Source organism: Salinicoccus jeotgali (assembly GCF_055379195.1).
Map to the genome: position 1 here is coordinate 535,776 of NZ_AP043830.1, position 16,652 is coordinate 552,427.

At 46.4% G+C, this 16,652-nt stretch carries 17 protein-coding genes; 12 read left to right on the forward strand and 5 right to left on the reverse strand.

All coding sequences use genetic code 11. The features are described 5' to 3' along the window. Positions 1-97: 97 nt before the first annotated feature. The 3 genes from ACZ43I_RS02715 to fabF all read left to right on the forward strand — a co-directional run bounded on the left by ACZ43I_RS02715 (position 98) and on the right by fabF (position 4,255). The gene (locus tag ACZ43I_RS02715; RefSeq protein WP_344704158.1) at positions 98-1,945 is read left to right on the forward strand and encodes an oligopeptide ABC transporter substrate-binding protein; all 1,848 of its coding nucleotides are present in this window, start codon (positions 98-100) and stop codon (positions 1,943-1,945) included. Between the two features lie 113 nt (positions 1,946-2,058). Further along, a complete protein-coding gene (locus ACZ43I_RS02720; protein ID WP_344704156.1) occupies positions 2,059-3,021 on the forward strand; it encodes a beta-ketoacyl-ACP synthase III in 963 nt (320 codons plus the stop codon). Then, positions 3,014-4,255: a beta-ketoacyl-ACP synthase II gene (fabF, locus tag ACZ43I_RS02725; RefSeq protein WP_344704154.1), complete on the forward strand. Its 1,242-nt coding sequence runs from the start codon at positions 3,014-3,016 to the stop codon at positions 4,253-4,255. The genes ACZ43I_RS02720 and fabF overlap by 8 nt, the downstream gene beginning before the upstream one ends. A gap of 85 nt (positions 4,256-4,340) precedes the next feature. Here fabF and trpS read toward each other — a convergent pair whose 3' ends face one another. Next, the gene (trpS, locus tag ACZ43I_RS02730; protein ID WP_344704152.1) at positions 4,341-5,339 is read right to left on the reverse strand and encodes a tryptophan--tRNA ligase; all 999 of its coding nucleotides are present in this window, start codon (positions 5,337-5,339) and stop codon (positions 4,341-4,343) included. A gap of 286 nt (positions 5,340-5,625) precedes the next feature. Between trpS and spxA the strand changes: the two genes are divergently transcribed. From spxA to ACZ43I_RS02775, 9 genes are all read left to right on the forward strand, one after another. Continuing rightward, positions 5,626-6,024, forward strand: coding sequence for a transcriptional regulator SpxA (spxA, locus tag ACZ43I_RS02735; protein WP_344704150.1), 399 nt, complete (start codon positions 5,626-5,628; stop codon positions 6,022-6,024). Positions 6,025-6,194: 170 nt separating this feature from the next. Next, a complete protein-coding gene (locus ACZ43I_RS02740) occupies positions 6,195-6,845 on the forward strand; it encodes an adaptor protein MecA (protein WP_344704148.1) in 651 nt (216 codons plus the stop codon). Positions 6,846-6,913: 68 nt separating this feature from the next. Then, positions 6,914-7,870 carry a competence protein CoiA gene (locus ACZ43I_RS02745; protein ID WP_344704146.1) on the forward strand — a complete coding sequence of 319 codons (957 nt, stop codon included), beginning with the start codon at positions 6,914-6,916 and terminating at the stop codon, positions 7,868-7,870. A 68-nt stretch (positions 7,871-7,938) separates the two neighbouring features. Further along, positions 7,939-9,738, forward strand: coding sequence for an oligoendopeptidase F (gene pepF / locus ACZ43I_RS02750; RefSeq protein ID WP_344704144.1), 1,800 nt, complete (start codon positions 7,939-7,941; stop codon positions 9,736-9,738). Positions 9,739-10,215: 477 nt separating this feature from the next. Continuing rightward, entirely contained in the window at positions 10,216-10,380 is a 165-nt protein-coding gene (locus ACZ43I_RS02755; protein WP_344704142.1) for a hypothetical protein, read from the forward strand. A gap of 13 nt (positions 10,381-10,393) precedes the next feature. Continuing rightward, on the forward strand, positions 10,394-10,864 hold the full coding sequence (locus ACZ43I_RS02760; RefSeq protein ID WP_344704140.1) for a cytochrome c oxidase subunit II: 471 nt from the start codon (positions 10,394-10,396) through the stop codon (positions 10,862-10,864). Positions 10,865-10,867: 3 nt separating this feature from the next. Next, positions 10,868-12,511, forward strand: a complete 1,644-nt coding sequence (locus ACZ43I_RS02765) for a cbb3-type cytochrome c oxidase subunit I (protein ID WP_344704138.1) — start codon at positions 10,868-10,870, stop codon at positions 12,509-12,511. Positions 12,512-12,535: 24 nt separating this feature from the next. Further along, positions 12,536-13,153, forward strand: a complete 618-nt coding sequence (locus ACZ43I_RS02770) for an SCO family protein (RefSeq protein ID WP_344704136.1) — start codon at positions 12,536-12,538, stop codon at positions 13,151-13,153. Further along, positions 13,150-13,722 carry a hypothetical protein gene (locus ACZ43I_RS02775; RefSeq protein WP_344704134.1) on the forward strand — a complete coding sequence of 191 codons (573 nt, stop codon included), beginning with the start codon at positions 13,150-13,152 and terminating at the stop codon, positions 13,720-13,722. The genes ACZ43I_RS02770 and ACZ43I_RS02775 overlap by 4 nt, the downstream gene beginning before the upstream one ends. A 30-nt stretch (positions 13,723-13,752) precedes the next feature. Here the strand turns inward: ACZ43I_RS02775 and ACZ43I_RS02780 are convergent, their stop codons facing one another. From ACZ43I_RS02780 to ACZ43I_RS02795, 4 genes are all read right to left on the reverse strand, one after another. After that, a complete protein-coding gene (locus ACZ43I_RS02780) occupies positions 13,753-14,442 on the reverse strand; it encodes a Crp/Fnr family transcriptional regulator (RefSeq protein WP_344704132.1) in 690 nt (229 codons plus the stop codon). Positions 14,443-14,784: 342 nt separating this feature from the next. Next, positions 14,785-15,576, reverse strand: a complete 792-nt coding sequence (locus tag ACZ43I_RS02785; protein ID WP_344704130.1) for a DsbA family protein — start codon at positions 15,574-15,576, stop codon at positions 14,785-14,787. A 13-nt stretch (positions 15,577-15,589) separates the two neighbouring features. Next, positions 15,590-15,961 carry a globin domain-containing protein gene (locus ACZ43I_RS02790; RefSeq protein ID WP_344704128.1) on the reverse strand — a complete coding sequence of 124 codons (372 nt, stop codon included), beginning with the start codon at positions 15,959-15,961 and terminating at the stop codon, positions 15,590-15,592. Next, positions 15,945-16,547 carry a CYTH domain-containing protein gene (locus tag ACZ43I_RS02795; protein WP_344704126.1) on the reverse strand — a complete coding sequence of 201 codons (603 nt, stop codon included), beginning with the start codon at positions 16,545-16,547 and terminating at the stop codon, positions 15,945-15,947. Before ACZ43I_RS02795 ends, ACZ43I_RS02790 begins: the two co-directional genes overlap by 17 nt. Positions 16,548-16,652 lie beyond the last annotated feature (105 nt).

Sequence of the window (16,652 nt, forward strand, 5' to 3'; positions counted from 1 at the left end):
CATATCCACGAATGCATGGCATTTTTGATACTAAGATTCAGCCCAGAGCTGAACTGAGTATATATTGTTTTAATTTCATCAATAGGGAGGAAATAAGATGGGGAAATATTCATGGTCTAAATTGATGTTCTTCATGATGCTGGTACTTGTATTGGCACTTGCTGCATGCGGCGGGGGATCATCGGAAGAAGAAACGTCAGAAGACTCCGGCGACTCCGGTTCTGAAGGCTCATCAGAAGAATCGAAAGATGAAGGTGAGGCAGAAGGGGAGTCTGGAGAAGTATATAATTATGAAGACTTCAACCAAGTTGTCTCCAACGATGGAGAAGCAACTGGGGAAGGCACACTGAAAGTCGGTCTGACTTCAGATACGCCTTTTGAAGGCACATTGAACTGGAACTTGTATCAAGGTAATCCAGATGCTGAAGTATTGGGATTGTTTGATGAACCATTGCTTACAATGGATGAAGACTTCCAGTTTACAAATGACGGGGCATTGAACTTTGAAGTCAATGAAGACGACAAGACAGTGACGTTCACAATGGAAGAAGGCGTCAAATGGCATGATGGGGAACCAGTTACAATAGATGATTATGTATACTCATACGAAGTCATCGGTCATCCTGACTATCCGGGTATCCGCGGTGCAACCGATGGATTCACTCTGATTGAAGGCTATGATGAGTATAAAGCAGGAGATGCAGACTCCATTTCAGGCATCGAGGTAATCGATGATCAGACTGCTGTATTCACATATAAGGAAATCGCACCATCACTTACAGCGGGCGGTTTCTGGTACTACGCAATGCCTGAGCACCACTACGAAGGCGTTGAGATTGCAGATATGGCTGAAGCACCTCAAACACGCGAAAACCCACTTGGCATTGGGCCATATAAAGTAGACTCCATTACACCTGGAGAATCGATCGTAATGAGTAAGTTTGAAGATTATTGGAGAGGTGAACCAAACCTTGAAGGTCTTGAGTTGAGTGTTGTATCACCTTCATCAATCGCCAATGCTCTTGAAACAGGTGAAGTAGACTATGCAATCAACTTCCCGACCGACCAATATCCGGACGTAGCTGAGATGGACGGTGTCGAGTGGCTTGCCAATATCGATGGTGCCTACACTTATATCGGCTTCAAGCTCGGTGAGTGGAACGAAGAAGAAGGTAAAGTGGACTACAAACCTGAAGAATCCAAAGTCGGCGATAAAGAACTGCGCCGCGCGATGTGGCACGCGATGGACAATGAAGCTGTAGGTAAACGTTTCTACAACGGCCTTCGTTGGGAAGCAACTACACTGATCACGCCTTACCACGCTGAGTGGCACGATGACAGCATCGAAACACCAGAATATGATCCTGAAAAAGCGAAACAGATTCTGGATGATGCAGGCTATGAAGATACAGACGATGACGGTTTCCGTGAAACACCAGAAGGCGAACCACTCGAATTGAACTTCGCTTCAATGTCCGGTGGAGACACTGCTGAACCGCTCGCAAACTACTACATCCAATCTTGGAAGGATATCGGCTTGAACGTCAGTCTGACAAATGATCGTCTGATAGAATTCAATACATTCTACGACATGCTTGAAAACGACGATCCTGAAGTCGACATCTACCAAGGTGCATGGGGCGTAGGCTCTGATGTAGACCCGTATGGCCTGTATGGCCCGGATGTGGCATTCAACTATCCACGTTACGAAACTGAAGAAAGCACTAAGTTGATGGAAGATGGCAACTCGCCTGATGCACTTGATGTAGAGAAGAGGAAAGAAATCTACAACGAATGGCAAGCACTTATGGTCGAGGAAATGCCGGTCGTACCGACTCTTTATAGGGCATATGTCGTACCTGTCAATGAGAGGGTTACAAACTTCGGTATTGAACTAGGATACGATGAAGAGACACTTCCGTACAAATGGGGCGTAACTGAATAAGGTTGCACCCAGGTAGCACCCATGCAGAGCATGGGTGCATTTTTGTTGTGCAGAATAATTCATTATGATAAATTAGTACCTAGTTATAATATGAGAGTATAAGGTGTGGTCTAATGAAAAATGTTGGCGTATTGGGGCTCGGAACCTACGTGCCGGAAAAAGTGTTCACCAATCATGATTTCGAAAAAATTCTGGATACATCAGATGAATGGATTACAGAAATGACAGGTATAAAAGAACGGCGTTTTGCTGAAGGAATGGAAACGAGTGATATGGCGTATGAAGCAGCGGAGGAGGCGATAGCAAACTCCGGAGTCGCCAAGGAAGACATCGATCTGGTCATTGTTGCGACATCGACCGGACATCATAAATTTCCGACGGTAGCGACGACAATCCAAAATAAGCTAGGGCTTGAAGCGGTACCGTCAATGGACCAGCTCGCTGCGTGCACTGGATTCATCTATGCCATGGTGACAGCCAGTCAGTTCATCGAAACCGGCACATATAAAAATGTATTGGTGGTCGGAGCAGATAAGCTATCCAACATCACCGATTTCGACGATCGTTCCACTGCAGTGCTTTTCGGCGACGGAGCTGGTGCTGTAGTAATGGGGGAAGTGTCCGAAGGATATGGCATACGCTCCTTTGAACTCGGCAGCAACGGTAAAGGCGGTTCTTATCTGTACGATGACGAAGACACCGGCGACATCCGGATGAACGGCCGCGAAGTATTTAAATTTGCGGTCAGACAGATGGGAGAATCGAGTGTCAACGTTACCGAAAAAGCAGGTCTTACTAAGGAAGATATTGATATGCTGGTGCCGCATCAGGCCAACATACGCATCATGAATGCTGCACGCGAACGCATGGGGCTGCCTGAAGACCGTATGAGTGTAACAGTTGATAGGTACGGCAACACTTCAGCCGCTTCAATACCGTTAAGTATCCATCATGAAGTTAAAAATGGTAAGATAAAGGACGGAGACACCCTCGTACTGGTCGGCTTCGGAGGCGGGCTGACCTGGGGTGCAATTTGCCTGACCTGGGGAGATAATAAGGAGGAGACTCATGGATAAGAGAAGAGTAGTTGTAACAGGGGTTGGAGCGCTGACGCCGATTGGGAATACAGCGCCTGAAACCTGGGAGAATGCCCTAAAGGGAGTAAATGGGATAGATAAGATTACACGAATAGACAACAGCGAATATAATGTCCATGTGGCAGGAGAACTGAAAGATTTCAATGTAGAAGACTATATGGACAGGAAAGAAGCGCGCCGCATGGATCGCTTCACCCAATATGCCATGGTGGCTGCTGATGAAGCGGTCGCAGACAGCGGCCTCGACATTACAGACGACAACCGTGAACGCATCGGTGTCTGGATCGGTTCCGGCATCGGCGGCATCCAGGCTCTGGAAGATGGCTTTAAAGTCTTGTATGAACGAGGACCACGCCGGGTGAGCCCGTTCTTCGTACCGATGATGATCCCGGACATGGCAAGCGGCCAGGTGTCCATCAAGCATGGCTTGAAGGGACCGAACGGGGCAACGGTCACGGCATGCGCGACAGGTACGAACTCGATCGGTGAAGCGTTCAAGTTCATCGCACGCGGCCAGGCTGATGCGATGGTCACAGGCGGTACTGAAGCACCGATCACCCGTATGGGCATCGCCGGCTTCCAGGCCAATAAGGCATTGACGACTGCAGAAGATCCGGACAAAGCATCCAGGCCCTATTCCAAGGACCGTGATGGTTTCGTCATCGGCGAAGGGGCAGGTGTCGTCATGCTGGAAGAATTGGAACATGCCAAAGCGCGTGGCGCCACAATATATGGTGAAGTAGTCGGCTACGGTACAACTGGCGACGCCCATCATATTACAGCACCGGCTGAAGGTGGAGAAGGTGGAGCGCGTGCAATGCAGGAAGCGATGAAAGATGCAGGCTTGAAACCGGAACAGATCGACTATATCAATGGACATGGTACAAGCACACCATACAACGACTTGTTCGAAACGATGGCGATCCGTTCGGTATTTAGAGAGCACGCAGATAAGCTGCTCGTAAACTCCACGAAATCCATGACTGGTCACCTACTCGGAGCGACAGGCGGCATGGAAGCAATCATTACAGTGCTCAGCCTGAGAGAAGGCAAAGTCCATCCGACCATCAATCTGGACACACCAGATCCTGAATGTGACTTGAACTATGTCTCTCAGGGCATGGTGGAAGCAGATTTGGAATATGCAATTTCCAACAGCTTCGGTTTCGGTGGGCATAACGCAAGCCTTGTGTTCAAAAAGTATGTAGACTGATGTTTAATTATAAAAGCGCCTCCCTTCATGAAGGGAGGCGCTTTTATATGCTATGGTGAAGCACTTTGTATGGAGATGATGAGATTTATTTCCGCTTTCTGCCGAGACCCATGGCCCGTTCCATTTTAGCGACCATCTTATCCGCTTTGCGCGATGCTTTCACGGCACCTTCATCAAGGATGTCATCAAGCGCACCGCTTTCAAGGTAATGGTTGACCTTCTCCTGGAATTCGATGAGGAACTGCTCCACCACTTCCCCGAGATCCGATTTGAATGTACCATAATTGCTGTCTGCATATTCCTGCTCCAATTGCTGGATGCTTTTGTCGGTCAGGGAGGTATAGATCGTCAGAAGGTTTGCGATGCCCGGTTTATTTTCCTTATCGTACTTTATGTCGCTGCCTGAATCTGTAACGGCACTGCGTATCTTTTTGGCAGCTGCCTTAGGGTCATCGAGAAGCGATATGAACCCTTTTTGGTTGTCGTCACTTTTCGACATTTTTTTGGTAGGGTCGTTCAGGCTCATGATGCGGCCTCCGTATTCCGGGTGCTTGACCTCAGGTACGGTCAGGACATCATTGTATTTTGAGTTGAAACGTTCCGCGAGTGTACGGGTGAGTTCAAGATGCTGGCCCTGATCTTCCCCGACCGGTACGATATCGGTTCCATAGATCAGAATATCAGCAGCCATCAGTGAAGGATATGTAAGAAGACCTACACTGATGCCGTCGCGCTGGTTTTGTTTACGTGCTTTATCTTTATATTGTGTCATACGCTCAAGTTCCCCGATATATCCGACGCACTGCATCATCCATGCTGCTTTCGCATGGGCTGGCACTTCGCTCTGGATGAACAATGTGATCTTCTCCGGATCGAGTCCTGAAGCCAGATAGATCGCTGCGAGTTTTTTTGTATTATCCCGCAGTTTAAGACGGTCTTGGGGCACGGTTATGGCATGCTGGTCGACGATGCAGAAATACGCATCATATTCATCCTGCAACTCGACGAATTGCTTGTATGCGCCGATATAGTTGCCGATTGTGGGAATCCCACTCGGCTGGACGCCGGAAAATAATGTTTTCATGTGTCATCACCTTTAAGTTAGTCATTACTCCTATAATAATAGACTTCTCGGTTGCTTGCAATAAAGCAAATAGTCTTGTATAAATATAAAAACATCATAAATTAATTGAAAATTTGTGTGATTATTAAGGAATTCTCATTTTATTTTAATGTTCGTGCAGTATAATACAAAGTGTAGATGAAGTTGAAGTCGGTTTCCCATTAAATTTAATCAATTAGGATTAAAAAATAACGGAACCGGGTAAAGACTAGCATTACAAATCTTTTGAAATTGGAGTGTGAGCCCCATGGTAACATTATTTACTTCTCCAAGCTGCACATCATGCCGTAAAGCGAAAGCATGGTTACAAGAACATGAAATTCCATATACTGAAAGAAATATATTTTCTGAACCTCTCACATTGGAGGAGGTTAAGGCGATTCTTCGCATGACTGAAGATGGAACGGATGAAATCATTTCGACCAGATCTAAAACATTCCAGAAACTCAATGTGGATATCGATACTATGCCGATGCAGGAATTGTATACATTGATTATGGATAACCCTGGTCTGTTGAGAAGACCTATTATTATGGATGAGAAACGTCTCCAAGTCGGCTATAACGAAGATGAAATACGTCGTTTCCTTCCACGTAAGGTAAGGACATTCCACCTCAAGGAAGCAAAACGTCTCGCCGAACTCTAAAAAAAGAGCACTCGAGATCAGTCATATACTTAAAGTGCTATGCCCGCAGATTGTTTGAAAACTGTGGGTATTTTGGCGTATAATGATATGACAATTCCAAAAGTGGTTTTACCCTAGCACATTAAGGTATAGTATAAGTAAGACCATACTTTATGGAGAGGAGTGGGAGTATGAGGATTGAAAGAATTGATGAATCGACGATCAAATTTTTCATCACCTATCAGGACATCGAAAAACGCGGCTATGATAAAGAAGATCTATGGTTGAACCGCAAGCGCGGAGAAGAATTTTTCTGGTCAATCATGGATGAAGTGAACCACGAGCATGAAGAAGAATTTTCAATGGACGGGCCGCTATGGATTCAAGTGCATGCCTATGACAAAGGAATCGAAGTGGTCGTGTCCAAATCTCAGGATGATAAACCATTCTCAATGGAGCAGAACCCTATGGATATAAATAATAAAGATGTTGAATCATTCCTGGAAAACATTTCAGGAGAGAAGGACCAGACCATTCCGACAACGAAGGAACCCGTAATGGTTAGATTTGCAGACTTGGAAGACCTCATCAAGTATTCTTACGAAGTCGAAGTGGATGAAACACAGTATGAAGATCTACTTATCGTCCATGAAGGCAGATATTACTATCAAATATTCTTCGACCACCGTATGGAGTATATGGACACAGAGCGGATTGAAGCAAAACTCCTCGAGTATAGCGCACCTGCTGAAACATCCAGCCTTATTGTAGAAGAATATGGCAAGATCATCATGAGCATGAACGTCAGGGGCAAAGTAAGAAAAGTTTTTCAAGAAAATTAAATTATCTGTATCTAAAATAAATCATTTTTAACCTTTTCATCCATATATATAGATGAGGAGGTTTTTTTATGTTTATAGCCCACGATGAAACCGGCGGCAACGTCACTGCGAGTGAAGCGGTAAAGAACAGGAAATATTTCTGTCCGGTCTGCCTGGAGCGGGTCGTATTGAAATCAGGCAATGTAAAGACACACCATTTCTCCCACCATCGCATAGTAGACTGCATACGCCATCTCTACAAAAAGGAATCACTGGCACATTTATCAGCAAAACATGAACTTTATCTTACACTGAGTAGAAATCATAAAGTCACAATGGAATATTACCTGGCTGAAATAGAACAGATTCCAGACCTGCTTGTAGGGAAGCGCGCCATCGAAATCCAATATTCTGCGATTTCTCCCATGCTCATCATCGAACGTTCAAAAGGATACCATACGCTCGGCATGGACGTCATATGGTTGCTTGATGAGATGGCACTTCGTGTCAATGGGATTCATGTTATTCCAACTCATTTCCAGTTGTCGACACAATTCCATGGTGCCTTGTTTACTTATCAGGGGACAAATAGACAATTAAAGAAATGGGTACTGCATCATCACATCGGTGCAGGCCGATGGCTGTTCAGTGTAGAGGACATGGATGCGGAAGCATTGCTTTCTGAGCATAATTTGACACCCCACCAGACGCATAAGATGAATGAACAGGATATCAAACGGCTCATCCAACATGAACGCCGGCAGAAAAGTCGTTTGAATCCTACTCTTACATATATTTATCAGCTTGGGCTCAACCCGAATGATTTGCCGAAGCACTTGCTGTACATTACAGAATCCGAGCGCTGGATCATGAACAGTCCCCTCGAATGGAAACTGTATCTGATGTATGTCCTGGAGCGGGGAGGCTTTACGATTGATGGTTTCAGACGCTTCATACGTCTGCGGGAAATCCAGGGGACACCTCAAAGCGAGCAGGTGATCCACAGGCTGCTTATCGATTATAAGACGTTATACAATTCACAATAAGTTTCGAGACTTGAAATTTATACGCAATATTGAGAAAATTAGACTATCTGAAAATTGGAGGGTACAGAATGGCAAAAGTAATAACACGTGAAGAACAACAGGAGAAGTATACATGGAATCTTGGAAACATCTTCGAGTCGGATGATGCATTCGAAGAGAAGTATAAAGAACTAGAAGGCAGACTTGATGAAGCGGAGAAGTTCGAAGGGGGCATTGGTTCCCTGGAAAAACTATCAGAAGCGCTTCATACCCAGCGGGAGTTGACGGAGGAGATAGGCAAATTATTCGTCTACTCGCACCTTAAGCATGACCAGGACACATCGAATGACACTTATAGCGGCATGGAAGCCAAAGCGCGCACACTGGTCGTCAAATTCAATACGGCGTGGAGTTTCCTGGTGCCTGAAATCCTGCAGATTGACGAAGATACATTAGAAGAATGGCGCCAGGATGAGCGTCTCTCCGAGTTCTCCTTCGACCTTGAGAAATTGAACAGGAAGCGGGAACATATACTCAGCGACAAAGAAGAGAAACTTATGGCGCAGGCAGGAGAAGTGCTCTCCAACCCGACGTCGACGTTCGGCATGTTCAATAATGCTGATCTTGAATTCCCGGATGCGATTGATGCTGAGGGAAATGCGCATACACTCACACAGGGGACCTACATCGATCTCCTCAAATCAAGCGACCGTGAACTGCGCAAATCAGCCTATGAAAACTTGTATAAGACTTACGGTTCATTCAAGAATACATTGAGCCAGACATTGCAGGGTGTCGTCTCCACACATGTCTTCGAAGCCCAGGCACGCGGCTATGAATCGGCAAGGCATCAGGCACTCTCCAACAACTTCATTCCGGAGGAAGTGTACGATAACCTGGTGACGACCGTCAATGAGCATCTGCATCTGCTGCATCGGTATACTGAACTGCGCAAGCAGCTGCTCGGACTCGATACGTTGAAGATGTATGATGTCTATACACCGATGGTGAAAGATGTCGATTTCAAGATCGAGTATGAGGAAGCGAAGGAATGGATGCTCAATTCATTAGAACCGATGGGCGAAGAGTATGTGGGCATCGTCAAGGAAGGTTTGGAGAACCGCTGGGTCGACGTCTATGAAAATAAAGGCAAGAGAAGCGGCGCCTATTCTTCCGGCACTTACGGCACAAATCCTTTCATCCTCATGAACTGGCAGGATAATGTCAACAACCTGTTCACCTTGACCCATGAGTTCGGCCACAGTGTCCACAGTTACTACAGCAGGCAGAACCAGCCATCTAACATGTCCGGCTACTCCATATTCATCGCCGAAGTTGCGAGTAATTTCAATGAGGCGCTGCTTGCAGATTACATGTTCAGGAACCTTGAGGATAAAAAGAAAAAACTTTATCTACTGAATGAGCAGCTCGAAGGTTTCAAGGGATCAGTATTCAGGCAAACCATGTTTGCTGAATTCGAACACAAAATCCACACTATGAAAGAACAGGGCGAACCGCTGACTGCCGGAAGCCTCAACGAAGTATACGGGGCGCTCAACCGCAAATACTTCGGGGACGTGATGGAGTACGATGAATATATTGAAGCAGAGTGGGCACGCATCCCGCACTTCTATATGAACTATTACGTCTATCAGTATTCTACAGGTTACGCAGCTGCAGCCAGCCTATCGAAGCAAGTACTTGAGGAAGGGTCTGAGACAGCTGAGCGCTATATCAATGAATTCCTGAAGAAGGGGTCTTCAGATTACCCGATCAACGTCCTCAAGAATGCAGGAGTTGATATGACGACAGCTGAACCAGTTGAGAACGCGATGAAAGTATTCGAATCACAGCTCGATCAGTTCGAGGCACTGCTCAAGGAAATATGATGATGGGATCCGAACCTTTGAGGTTCGGATTTCTTTAATTGTGTAGACATGTAGACGAAAATTGTACAAGTATAATCTGAATACGTTTTCATTTTGTCTATATTGTGAAAAGACATGCAAAATGTTGTTTGAGGCCTTTAACCGTGGTATATTACGTATATGGAATTTTTCTCACTGAAACATACCCCTTTGTTGTAACAGTGAAAAATTTCTCCCATCCCCTTTGTTTGAGCAGCACACTAAAGAAGGTGTGCTGCTTTTTTTTAAAAAAAGATAATAATATATATGAAGCACGGAATCCTTTTGGATTCCGTGTTTTTTTATTGGCAAAAACGCATGAAGGATGGATGAACAACAACTGTCACAAATTCGTCCTGGCTATCCGTGATATATATCACGTTAAAAATGTCCACTCTCACCTATAATTGAAACCAAGTCAGACGGACAGCTATTTCAATGGAGAGAGGAGACTTCGATATGAAGCAGAAATACAGAAAACCACCGTTCAATACAGTTTATGAACAAACGGACGAAGAAATGGAGTCCTTGAAGGGTACGCTGTTTTCAACAGTGGTATTTGTGGGCGGCACAATCGCCCTTGTGATGATTCTATTGTTGATGATCTACATCATGAGATATTAAGGGGGATGAAGAGATGAAAATTCATAAATTTGAAGAAATATGGCTAGTCATCGGAGTGGCCATACTTGTCATATCGATGGCTATCACCGGCTATCAGGCATTTGCACAAGGAATGGCCCCACCGAGCCACAAGGAGACGATTGACCCGGAAAAAGTTGAAGAGACGGCACCATTTGATAATCCAGGCGTCTATGAAGTCGGCAACAACAAATATGAGGTAGTGATGACGCTTCAGGCGTTTGCATTCGAACCGAGTGAAATCACTGTACCAAAAGGCGCGGAAGTGACCTTTATCATGACTTCAAAAGATGTCATCCACGGCGTCAATGTACCACATACGAACTTGAATACGATGGTGGTCCCAGGGCAGATCCAGCGCATTACCCAGACATTCAATGAATCTGAGGAATTCATCATGATCTGCAATGAATACTGCGGCACCGGGCATCAGATGATGTCTGCCAACATTAAAGTGGAGGAATAGATCATGACACAGACACTAAATTCGAAAATGAAACAGAACCGTCTTCCGCTGGTCCACTTTTTCCTGGCCTTCATCATGTTGCTGATCGGTGGGACACTCGGATTGCTGCAGGGGTTGAATAGAGGTGGGCTTTTCGAACTGCCGGCTGAGTTCAATTATTATGAAGTCCTTACCCTGCACGGCATATTGCTGATCCTCGCCTTTACGACATTATTCACCAACGGTTACCTATATGCAGCTGTCAACCATGTACTCGGCGGCTTGTCGAAGACGGTCCGTATACTTGGCTGGTCGAGCTTGGCGAGCTTCCTGGTCGGAGCAGTGCTCGTCGTTTCCATGGTGCTCGCCGGCGAAGCGACGGTCATGTATACTTTCTACCCACCGTTGCAGGCTTCCCCATGGTTCTACATCGGTCTGGTGTTCGTCGTACTGTGCATCTGGCTGGCGGGCCTGGGTATTTTCATCAGTGCCTTCCAATGGAAGAAGCGGAATAAAGGGCAACATCTGCCTCTCCTTGCATTCTTCGCAGTCGGCATCTACACCTTGGTCATTATCGGGACGATTGGGGTGACGATGGAAGTCCTGATGCTCATCCCTTGGGCATTCGGATGGACGGAGACGATCAACGTCATGCTTAGCCGCACCCTGTTCTGGAGTTTTGGCCATACACTCGTCAACGTCTGGTATCTCGTCGCCATTTCAATCTGGTATGTGACATTGCCGAAAATCATCGGCGGCCGCCTATTCAGCGATTCGCTCGCCAGAATGGTCGTCATCCTGGTCGTCATCCTCAATGTGCCGGGTGGGTTCCACCATCAGATTGTGGATCCGGCTTTTTCCGAAGGGCTTAAATTCATGCATGTATTCATGAGTCTTTCCATCGCCTTCCCATCATTGATGACTGCTTTCGCGATGTTTGCGATGCTTGAGCGGACAGGACGGAAAAGAGGCGGACGCGGACTCCTCGGCTGGCTGTGGGTATTGCCATGGGGCGATGTCAGGTTCCTGACCATCATGATTGCGATGATTGGTTTCATCATCGGTGGTGCCGGCGGCATCGCGCAGACCAACAACCAGCTTAACCAGGTGGTCCACAATTCACTTTGGGTAGTCGGACACTTCCATATTACAGTAGGCGTTACAGTCGTGATGTCCTTCTTTGGCCTCATCTTCTGGCTCATTCCACATCTCTCAGGCCGGGTGTTGACGCCGTTCATCCATCACCTGGGAATGTTCCAGACGGCCCTATGGACAATCGGCATGGTGCTGATGGCTATAGTCATGCATATGGTCGGCCTCTTCGGGGCACCGAGACGGACTTCTTATACCACTTACGGGGACAACAGCATGGCCCTTGGCTGGGAGCCTTATCTGACCTTCATAGCCACAGGCGGCATACTGCTCTTCATGGGCGCAGTGCTGATCGTCTATATCGTCATCCACCTGATGTTCTTCGCACCGGAAGGGAAGACGCCGTTCATGAATTCCAAAGTTGAAGATAATGCGCATCCTACACCGAAGTGGACTGAGAACTGGGGTCTGTGGGTCATCGTGGCGATACTCATCATCTCGATGGGCTACATCGTTCCGCTGGTCGACCTCATCCAGAATGCGCCTCCAGGATCTCCACCGCACAGGACCTGGTAAATATCCGGAAAGGAGGGGGCAATCATGAAAAAAGATATCATTTCGATCATCGTCATCCTTGTGCTCGCGAGCCTTCTGTTCGGCATCTCGACGGATGGCTTCCGGATCTATACGATCGAGGCTGAACGCATCGAATCATTGAAGAGTGAGAAACCCGACTTTCCAGATATCGAAGTGATGGATAATAAAGGACGGACTTATCCGTTCGATCATTTCGAAGGCAAGCACATATTGATGACATTCATCTATACCTCATGTTCTACTGCATGCCCACGCATGGAAGCGAGCATGCAGGAAGTATATGAAAAATTGGATGCTGTGAAGCATAAGGACGATCTTGTCTTCCTCAGCATGTCATTTGACCCGGAGCGTGATACGGTCCCGGTACTGGATCGGTATGCCGATTACTTCAATGCGGATGGGGAGACGTGGCGAATGCTCCGTGTCCCGGAATCAGAGGATCTTGAAGCCGCCCTCGACACATATGGCGTGACGGTCATACCAGAAGGCGACAGCGATTTTCAACACAATACATCATTTTATCTGATCGGACCGGATGGGGGCTTGCTTGAAGTATTGGATTATCGCGACGTGGATGCCGCAGTGGAAGCATTGGAACATAGGGTGGGGGGAGCATCATGAAGCAATTCTGGTATGGCTTGATCCTATTCATATTTTTGGCCCTGCCTCCTGTCAGGTTCCTGATGGAATCGATCATGGCTTTCCATATGCATATGCAGATGCCGTTATTGTTCGTGTCTGGAATACTGATGTATCCGTTCTTTAAGAAACACTTCGGATCATTCTTCAATCAATGGAACAGCAGCGGCATCCCCGGAATCATTTTGTTTCTGCTGATCGTGATATATTGGATGATCCCGAAGGCGATGGATGAATCACTCGAAATTTTTACAGTGGAGCTGTTTAAATTTGTGTCACTCCCTTTCTTGGCTGCTGTACCGCTGCGGGATAGTTGGTCCAAGGTCGGCAAGGCGACTGAGAGCATCGTCTTCATCATCCTCGCTGTAATATTCAGCATCATGGGCTACTTATATGTATTCTATGAAAGCACTCTGTGCAACAATTATCTGATGGTCGACCAGAAGACGGTCGGCTGGGGATTCGCTTTCTTCAGCCTATGCCTGATTTTGTATATAGTGTTGACGCTATTTACAGACCAATCCCAATATTACGATAAAACGTCCCCCTGAGTGGGGGACGTTTTGTTGTTCATATGCATTTTATAAGTATAGGTGCAAGGAGGGGTGGTGAACGATGTAATAGCCCGCTTCATCTTCTGTAAGGATATTCTCTTTTTTGAAAGTGCTGATGCTGCGGCTGACAGTCTCCCTCGATGTGCCGATGATATTCGCGATATCCTGCTTTGTCATGTCTGTACGTAGCCGTGTACGTTCTTCGTCGACCCATTCACCATGGTTGGCGAGGAGACGCTCGAACAGGAGGAGGATCTGTTTGTCGGTTGACTTGAATATTTTATCCTGCAGACGTTTCTGCAGATCGACGATCAGTTGGCCGAGGGTACGGAACATTTTGATTGATACTTCCGGATGGGCCATAAGCAGATCCTCGAAATTCTCTTTCGAGATGGAAAATAGTTCTGATTTCTCCGTCGTTATAGCATTTGCAGGATAGAGGTCTTTACGGAACAAGCCATGGTGGGGGAACATTTCGCCGGACTGGAAAAAATTCACAATCTGTTCCCGGCCGCTCCCATCAGTCCGATAGATCTTTACTTTACCGTGCGAGACGAAATAGACATGGGTCATCGGTTCATCTTGGCGGAATATATGTGAATTACGGTAAAATCGACGCTGCGATGTAATATTTATAATAAGTTCCAGTTCTTCTTCAGTTAGAGTCCGGAAGATTTCTATATGTGAAAGCAGATGCTTCAAATCATTTGCCGGCATCAAGTGTCACCTCTCTATTTGTGACTATATCATAGCATAAATGGAGAACGTCCGATATTAGGCGTCTAACTCTCGTTGGTTCGGGCAACGAAGGCGAATTGGGCGTCTAACTCACGTTGGTTTGGGGAACGAAGGTGAATTGGGCGTCTAACTCTCGTTGGTCTGGGCAACGAAGGCGAATTGGGTGTCTAACTCTCGTTGGTTCGGGCAACGAAGGCGAATTAGGCATCTAACTTTCGCTCGTCCGCCTAACGAACGAGAATAGGCAACCTCTCCCAGCAATCAAAAAACACCCCCGGCCGCCGAATCTTCATCCAGTTGACAGGGGGTGTGCTGTTAAAACTATTCTCTCAATACCGACGATCCGCCGTGTATCTGATAGTAGAAGCCGGCTTCCGTCTCGACTTCTTCAATCAGCCGCTGCAATCTGAGTTTTTTCAATTCATTTAATAAAAGACCGGTACGCCATTCGAAAACTGTCTTGAGTTCGTGGAAGCTGACGACTTCATATGTCTCAATGTAGTCGTGGATGCTTGGCAACGGGTTCTTTTCTATTTCATGGTCGATGAGTTCATTGATGATATACGTGTAGATATGGTATGGGTATACACCTTCCACTTTAATGCCTTCTGCTTCGACATCTCCTGAAAAGAAGACGAGTGACGGAAGGGATTCGACATCCATTTCACGGTAGACCATCAGATCGCGCCTGAGGAGACTCCGTACCGAACTCGATTGGGCATCTGCCGTGAACGACTTGACATCGAGCCCCGCAAGGCGAGCGCTCTCTTCCATATGTTCAATCGTGCAGATGTTACGGTTTGGCATTATGCGGTTCAGCACATAGCGCATAAATGCGCGGGCTTTGTTGCGGCCTTGGATTTCGGCGGCTTTATAGGCCAGTGCAATATTGTCGATATCTGTTGTGGATTGGGCCTGACATTTGGTCAGGACCTGAAGGGAAGGTGCAAGTATCTTTTTGACTGTCACATGTCCGCGATATTCGATCTGGAGCCGGTTGATGACGGGCTCCAGAGCGCGACAGTCTTCTGAGAACGGATCGAAAAAGTAGAATATCTCAATCTGATGGGATACGGGTTCCAATACAAGTGCCTGTTCTCCAGTTCTATTCATGTCCTCACCCTGCTTATTCTTCTATCGTATTCACCATATGATTGGCCGTCATTTCGTAGCGCTTCATGATGAACGTGCGTAAATCACCATCAAGTCCGACATCATCCATCGCTTTATCCATATTTTCAAGCCACGCATCCTTTGCTTTTGGAGTGATGCGGAATGGATTATGGCGTGCCTTCAGCATTGGATGTCCATATTCTTCCATGTAAAGATTCGGACCACCCAGGAATTGGGTCTGGAATAATTTCTGCTTATATGCCGTTTCTGTCAAATCTTCCGGAAACAAGTGGTTGATGCGCTCATCATTACCCACGTAACCGTAGAATATATCGATCATTTCATAAAGCTTTTCACGGCCGATATCGTTATAGGGTATTGGCATAATTGTCACCTGTCCTGATTTCCGTCAATTTATTGTAGAAACGCTCCACTTTGGTTATCTCTTCGCGTTGTTCGATATCATACTCCTTGAGCAGGTCCTGGAAGATGGTCTCACCTTTGTCCCGATTAGACACCTCATATTCCAACTCCAGATCTTCTGTATCAAGGTAATTGTTCTTATCCAGAACAAGCAGCCCATCCTTATACGGCACTTCACGTCTCTCGGTCGATAAAGCGCCATATATCCTGAGCTGCGTCGTATCGATATTGAAGCGTTCCAGTTCGTTGCAGATTATTGTGGGCAGTTCCTCTTGGCGGATGTTCTGGTCGAAGCTTAGGTCACTATCCACTTCCCCATGATATTCCATGACGCCTTTATCGGTCGGTTCTTTGAGGGTCATGACCTGGCTGCCGCGCGCTGCACGTATTCTGAGCAATAGGCGGTTGTGTTTAAGATCCAGATCCGGGGTATCTATATAGAAATTGGTCTGTATGACCGGTTCGGCATTTTGGAAGAATGCCTTATCCAACCGGCCATATTCATCGCCGGTCAAAAGATTTTTGAATTCGATCTCGAGTTCTTTCATTAAATCCACTCCTTAATGTACATTATCTATAAATTGAAAAGGACTGTAAAGTAAACAGTTTATGTCGTTATCAAATACCACTTACTATGGTAGAATAAGGTGCGC

Coding starts and splice junctions, on each gene's coding strand:
- ACZ43I_RS02715 (WP_344704158.1), top strand. CDS start 98: ATGGGGAAATATTCATGGTCTAAATTGATGTTCTTCATGATGCTGGTA.
- ACZ43I_RS02720 (WP_344704156.1), top strand. CDS start 2,059: ATGAAAAATGTTGGCGTATTGGGGCTCGGAACCTACGTGCCGGAAAAA.
- fabF (WP_344704154.1), top strand. CDS start 3,014: ATGGATAAGAGAAGAGTAGTTGTAACAGGGGTTGGAGCGCTGACGCCG.
- trpS (WP_344704152.1), bottom strand. CDS start 5,339: ATGAAAACATTATTTTCCGGCGTCCAGCCGAGTGGGATTCCCACAATC.
- spxA (WP_344704150.1), top strand. CDS start 5,626: ATGGTAACATTATTTACTTCTCCAAGCTGCACATCATGCCGTAAAGCG.
- ACZ43I_RS02740 (WP_344704148.1), top strand. CDS start 6,195: ATGAGGATTGAAAGAATTGATGAATCGACGATCAAATTTTTCATCACC.
- ACZ43I_RS02745 (WP_344704146.1), top strand. CDS start 6,914: ATGTTTATAGCCCACGATGAAACCGGCGGCAACGTCACTGCGAGTGAA.
- pepF (WP_344704144.1), top strand. CDS start 7,939: ATGGCAAAAGTAATAACACGTGAAGAACAACAGGAGAAGTATACATGG.
- ACZ43I_RS02755 (WP_344704142.1), top strand. CDS start 10,216: ATGAAGCAGAAATACAGAAAACCACCGTTCAATACAGTTTATGAACAA.
- ACZ43I_RS02760 (WP_344704140.1), top strand. CDS start 10,394: ATGAAAATTCATAAATTTGAAGAAATATGGCTAGTCATCGGAGTGGCC.
- ACZ43I_RS02765 (WP_344704138.1), top strand. CDS start 10,868: ATGACACAGACACTAAATTCGAAAATGAAACAGAACCGTCTTCCGCTG.
- ACZ43I_RS02770 (WP_344704136.1), top strand. CDS start 12,536: ATGAAAAAAGATATCATTTCGATCATCGTCATCCTTGTGCTCGCGAGC.
- ACZ43I_RS02775 (WP_344704134.1), top strand. CDS start 13,150: ATGAAGCAATTCTGGTATGGCTTGATCCTATTCATATTTTTGGCCCTG.
- ACZ43I_RS02780 (WP_344704132.1), bottom strand. CDS start 14,442: ATGCCGGCAAATGATTTGAAGCATCTGCTTTCACATATAGAAATCTTC.
- ACZ43I_RS02785 (WP_344704130.1), bottom strand. CDS start 15,576: ATGAATAGAACTGGAGAACAGGCACTTGTATTGGAACCCGTATCCCAT.
- ACZ43I_RS02790 (WP_344704128.1), bottom strand. CDS start 15,961: ATGCCAATACCCTATAACGATATCGGCCGTGAAAAGCTTTATGAAATG.
- ACZ43I_RS02795 (WP_344704126.1), bottom strand. CDS start 16,547: ATGAAAGAACTCGAGATCGAATTCAAAAATCTTTTGACCGGCGATGAA.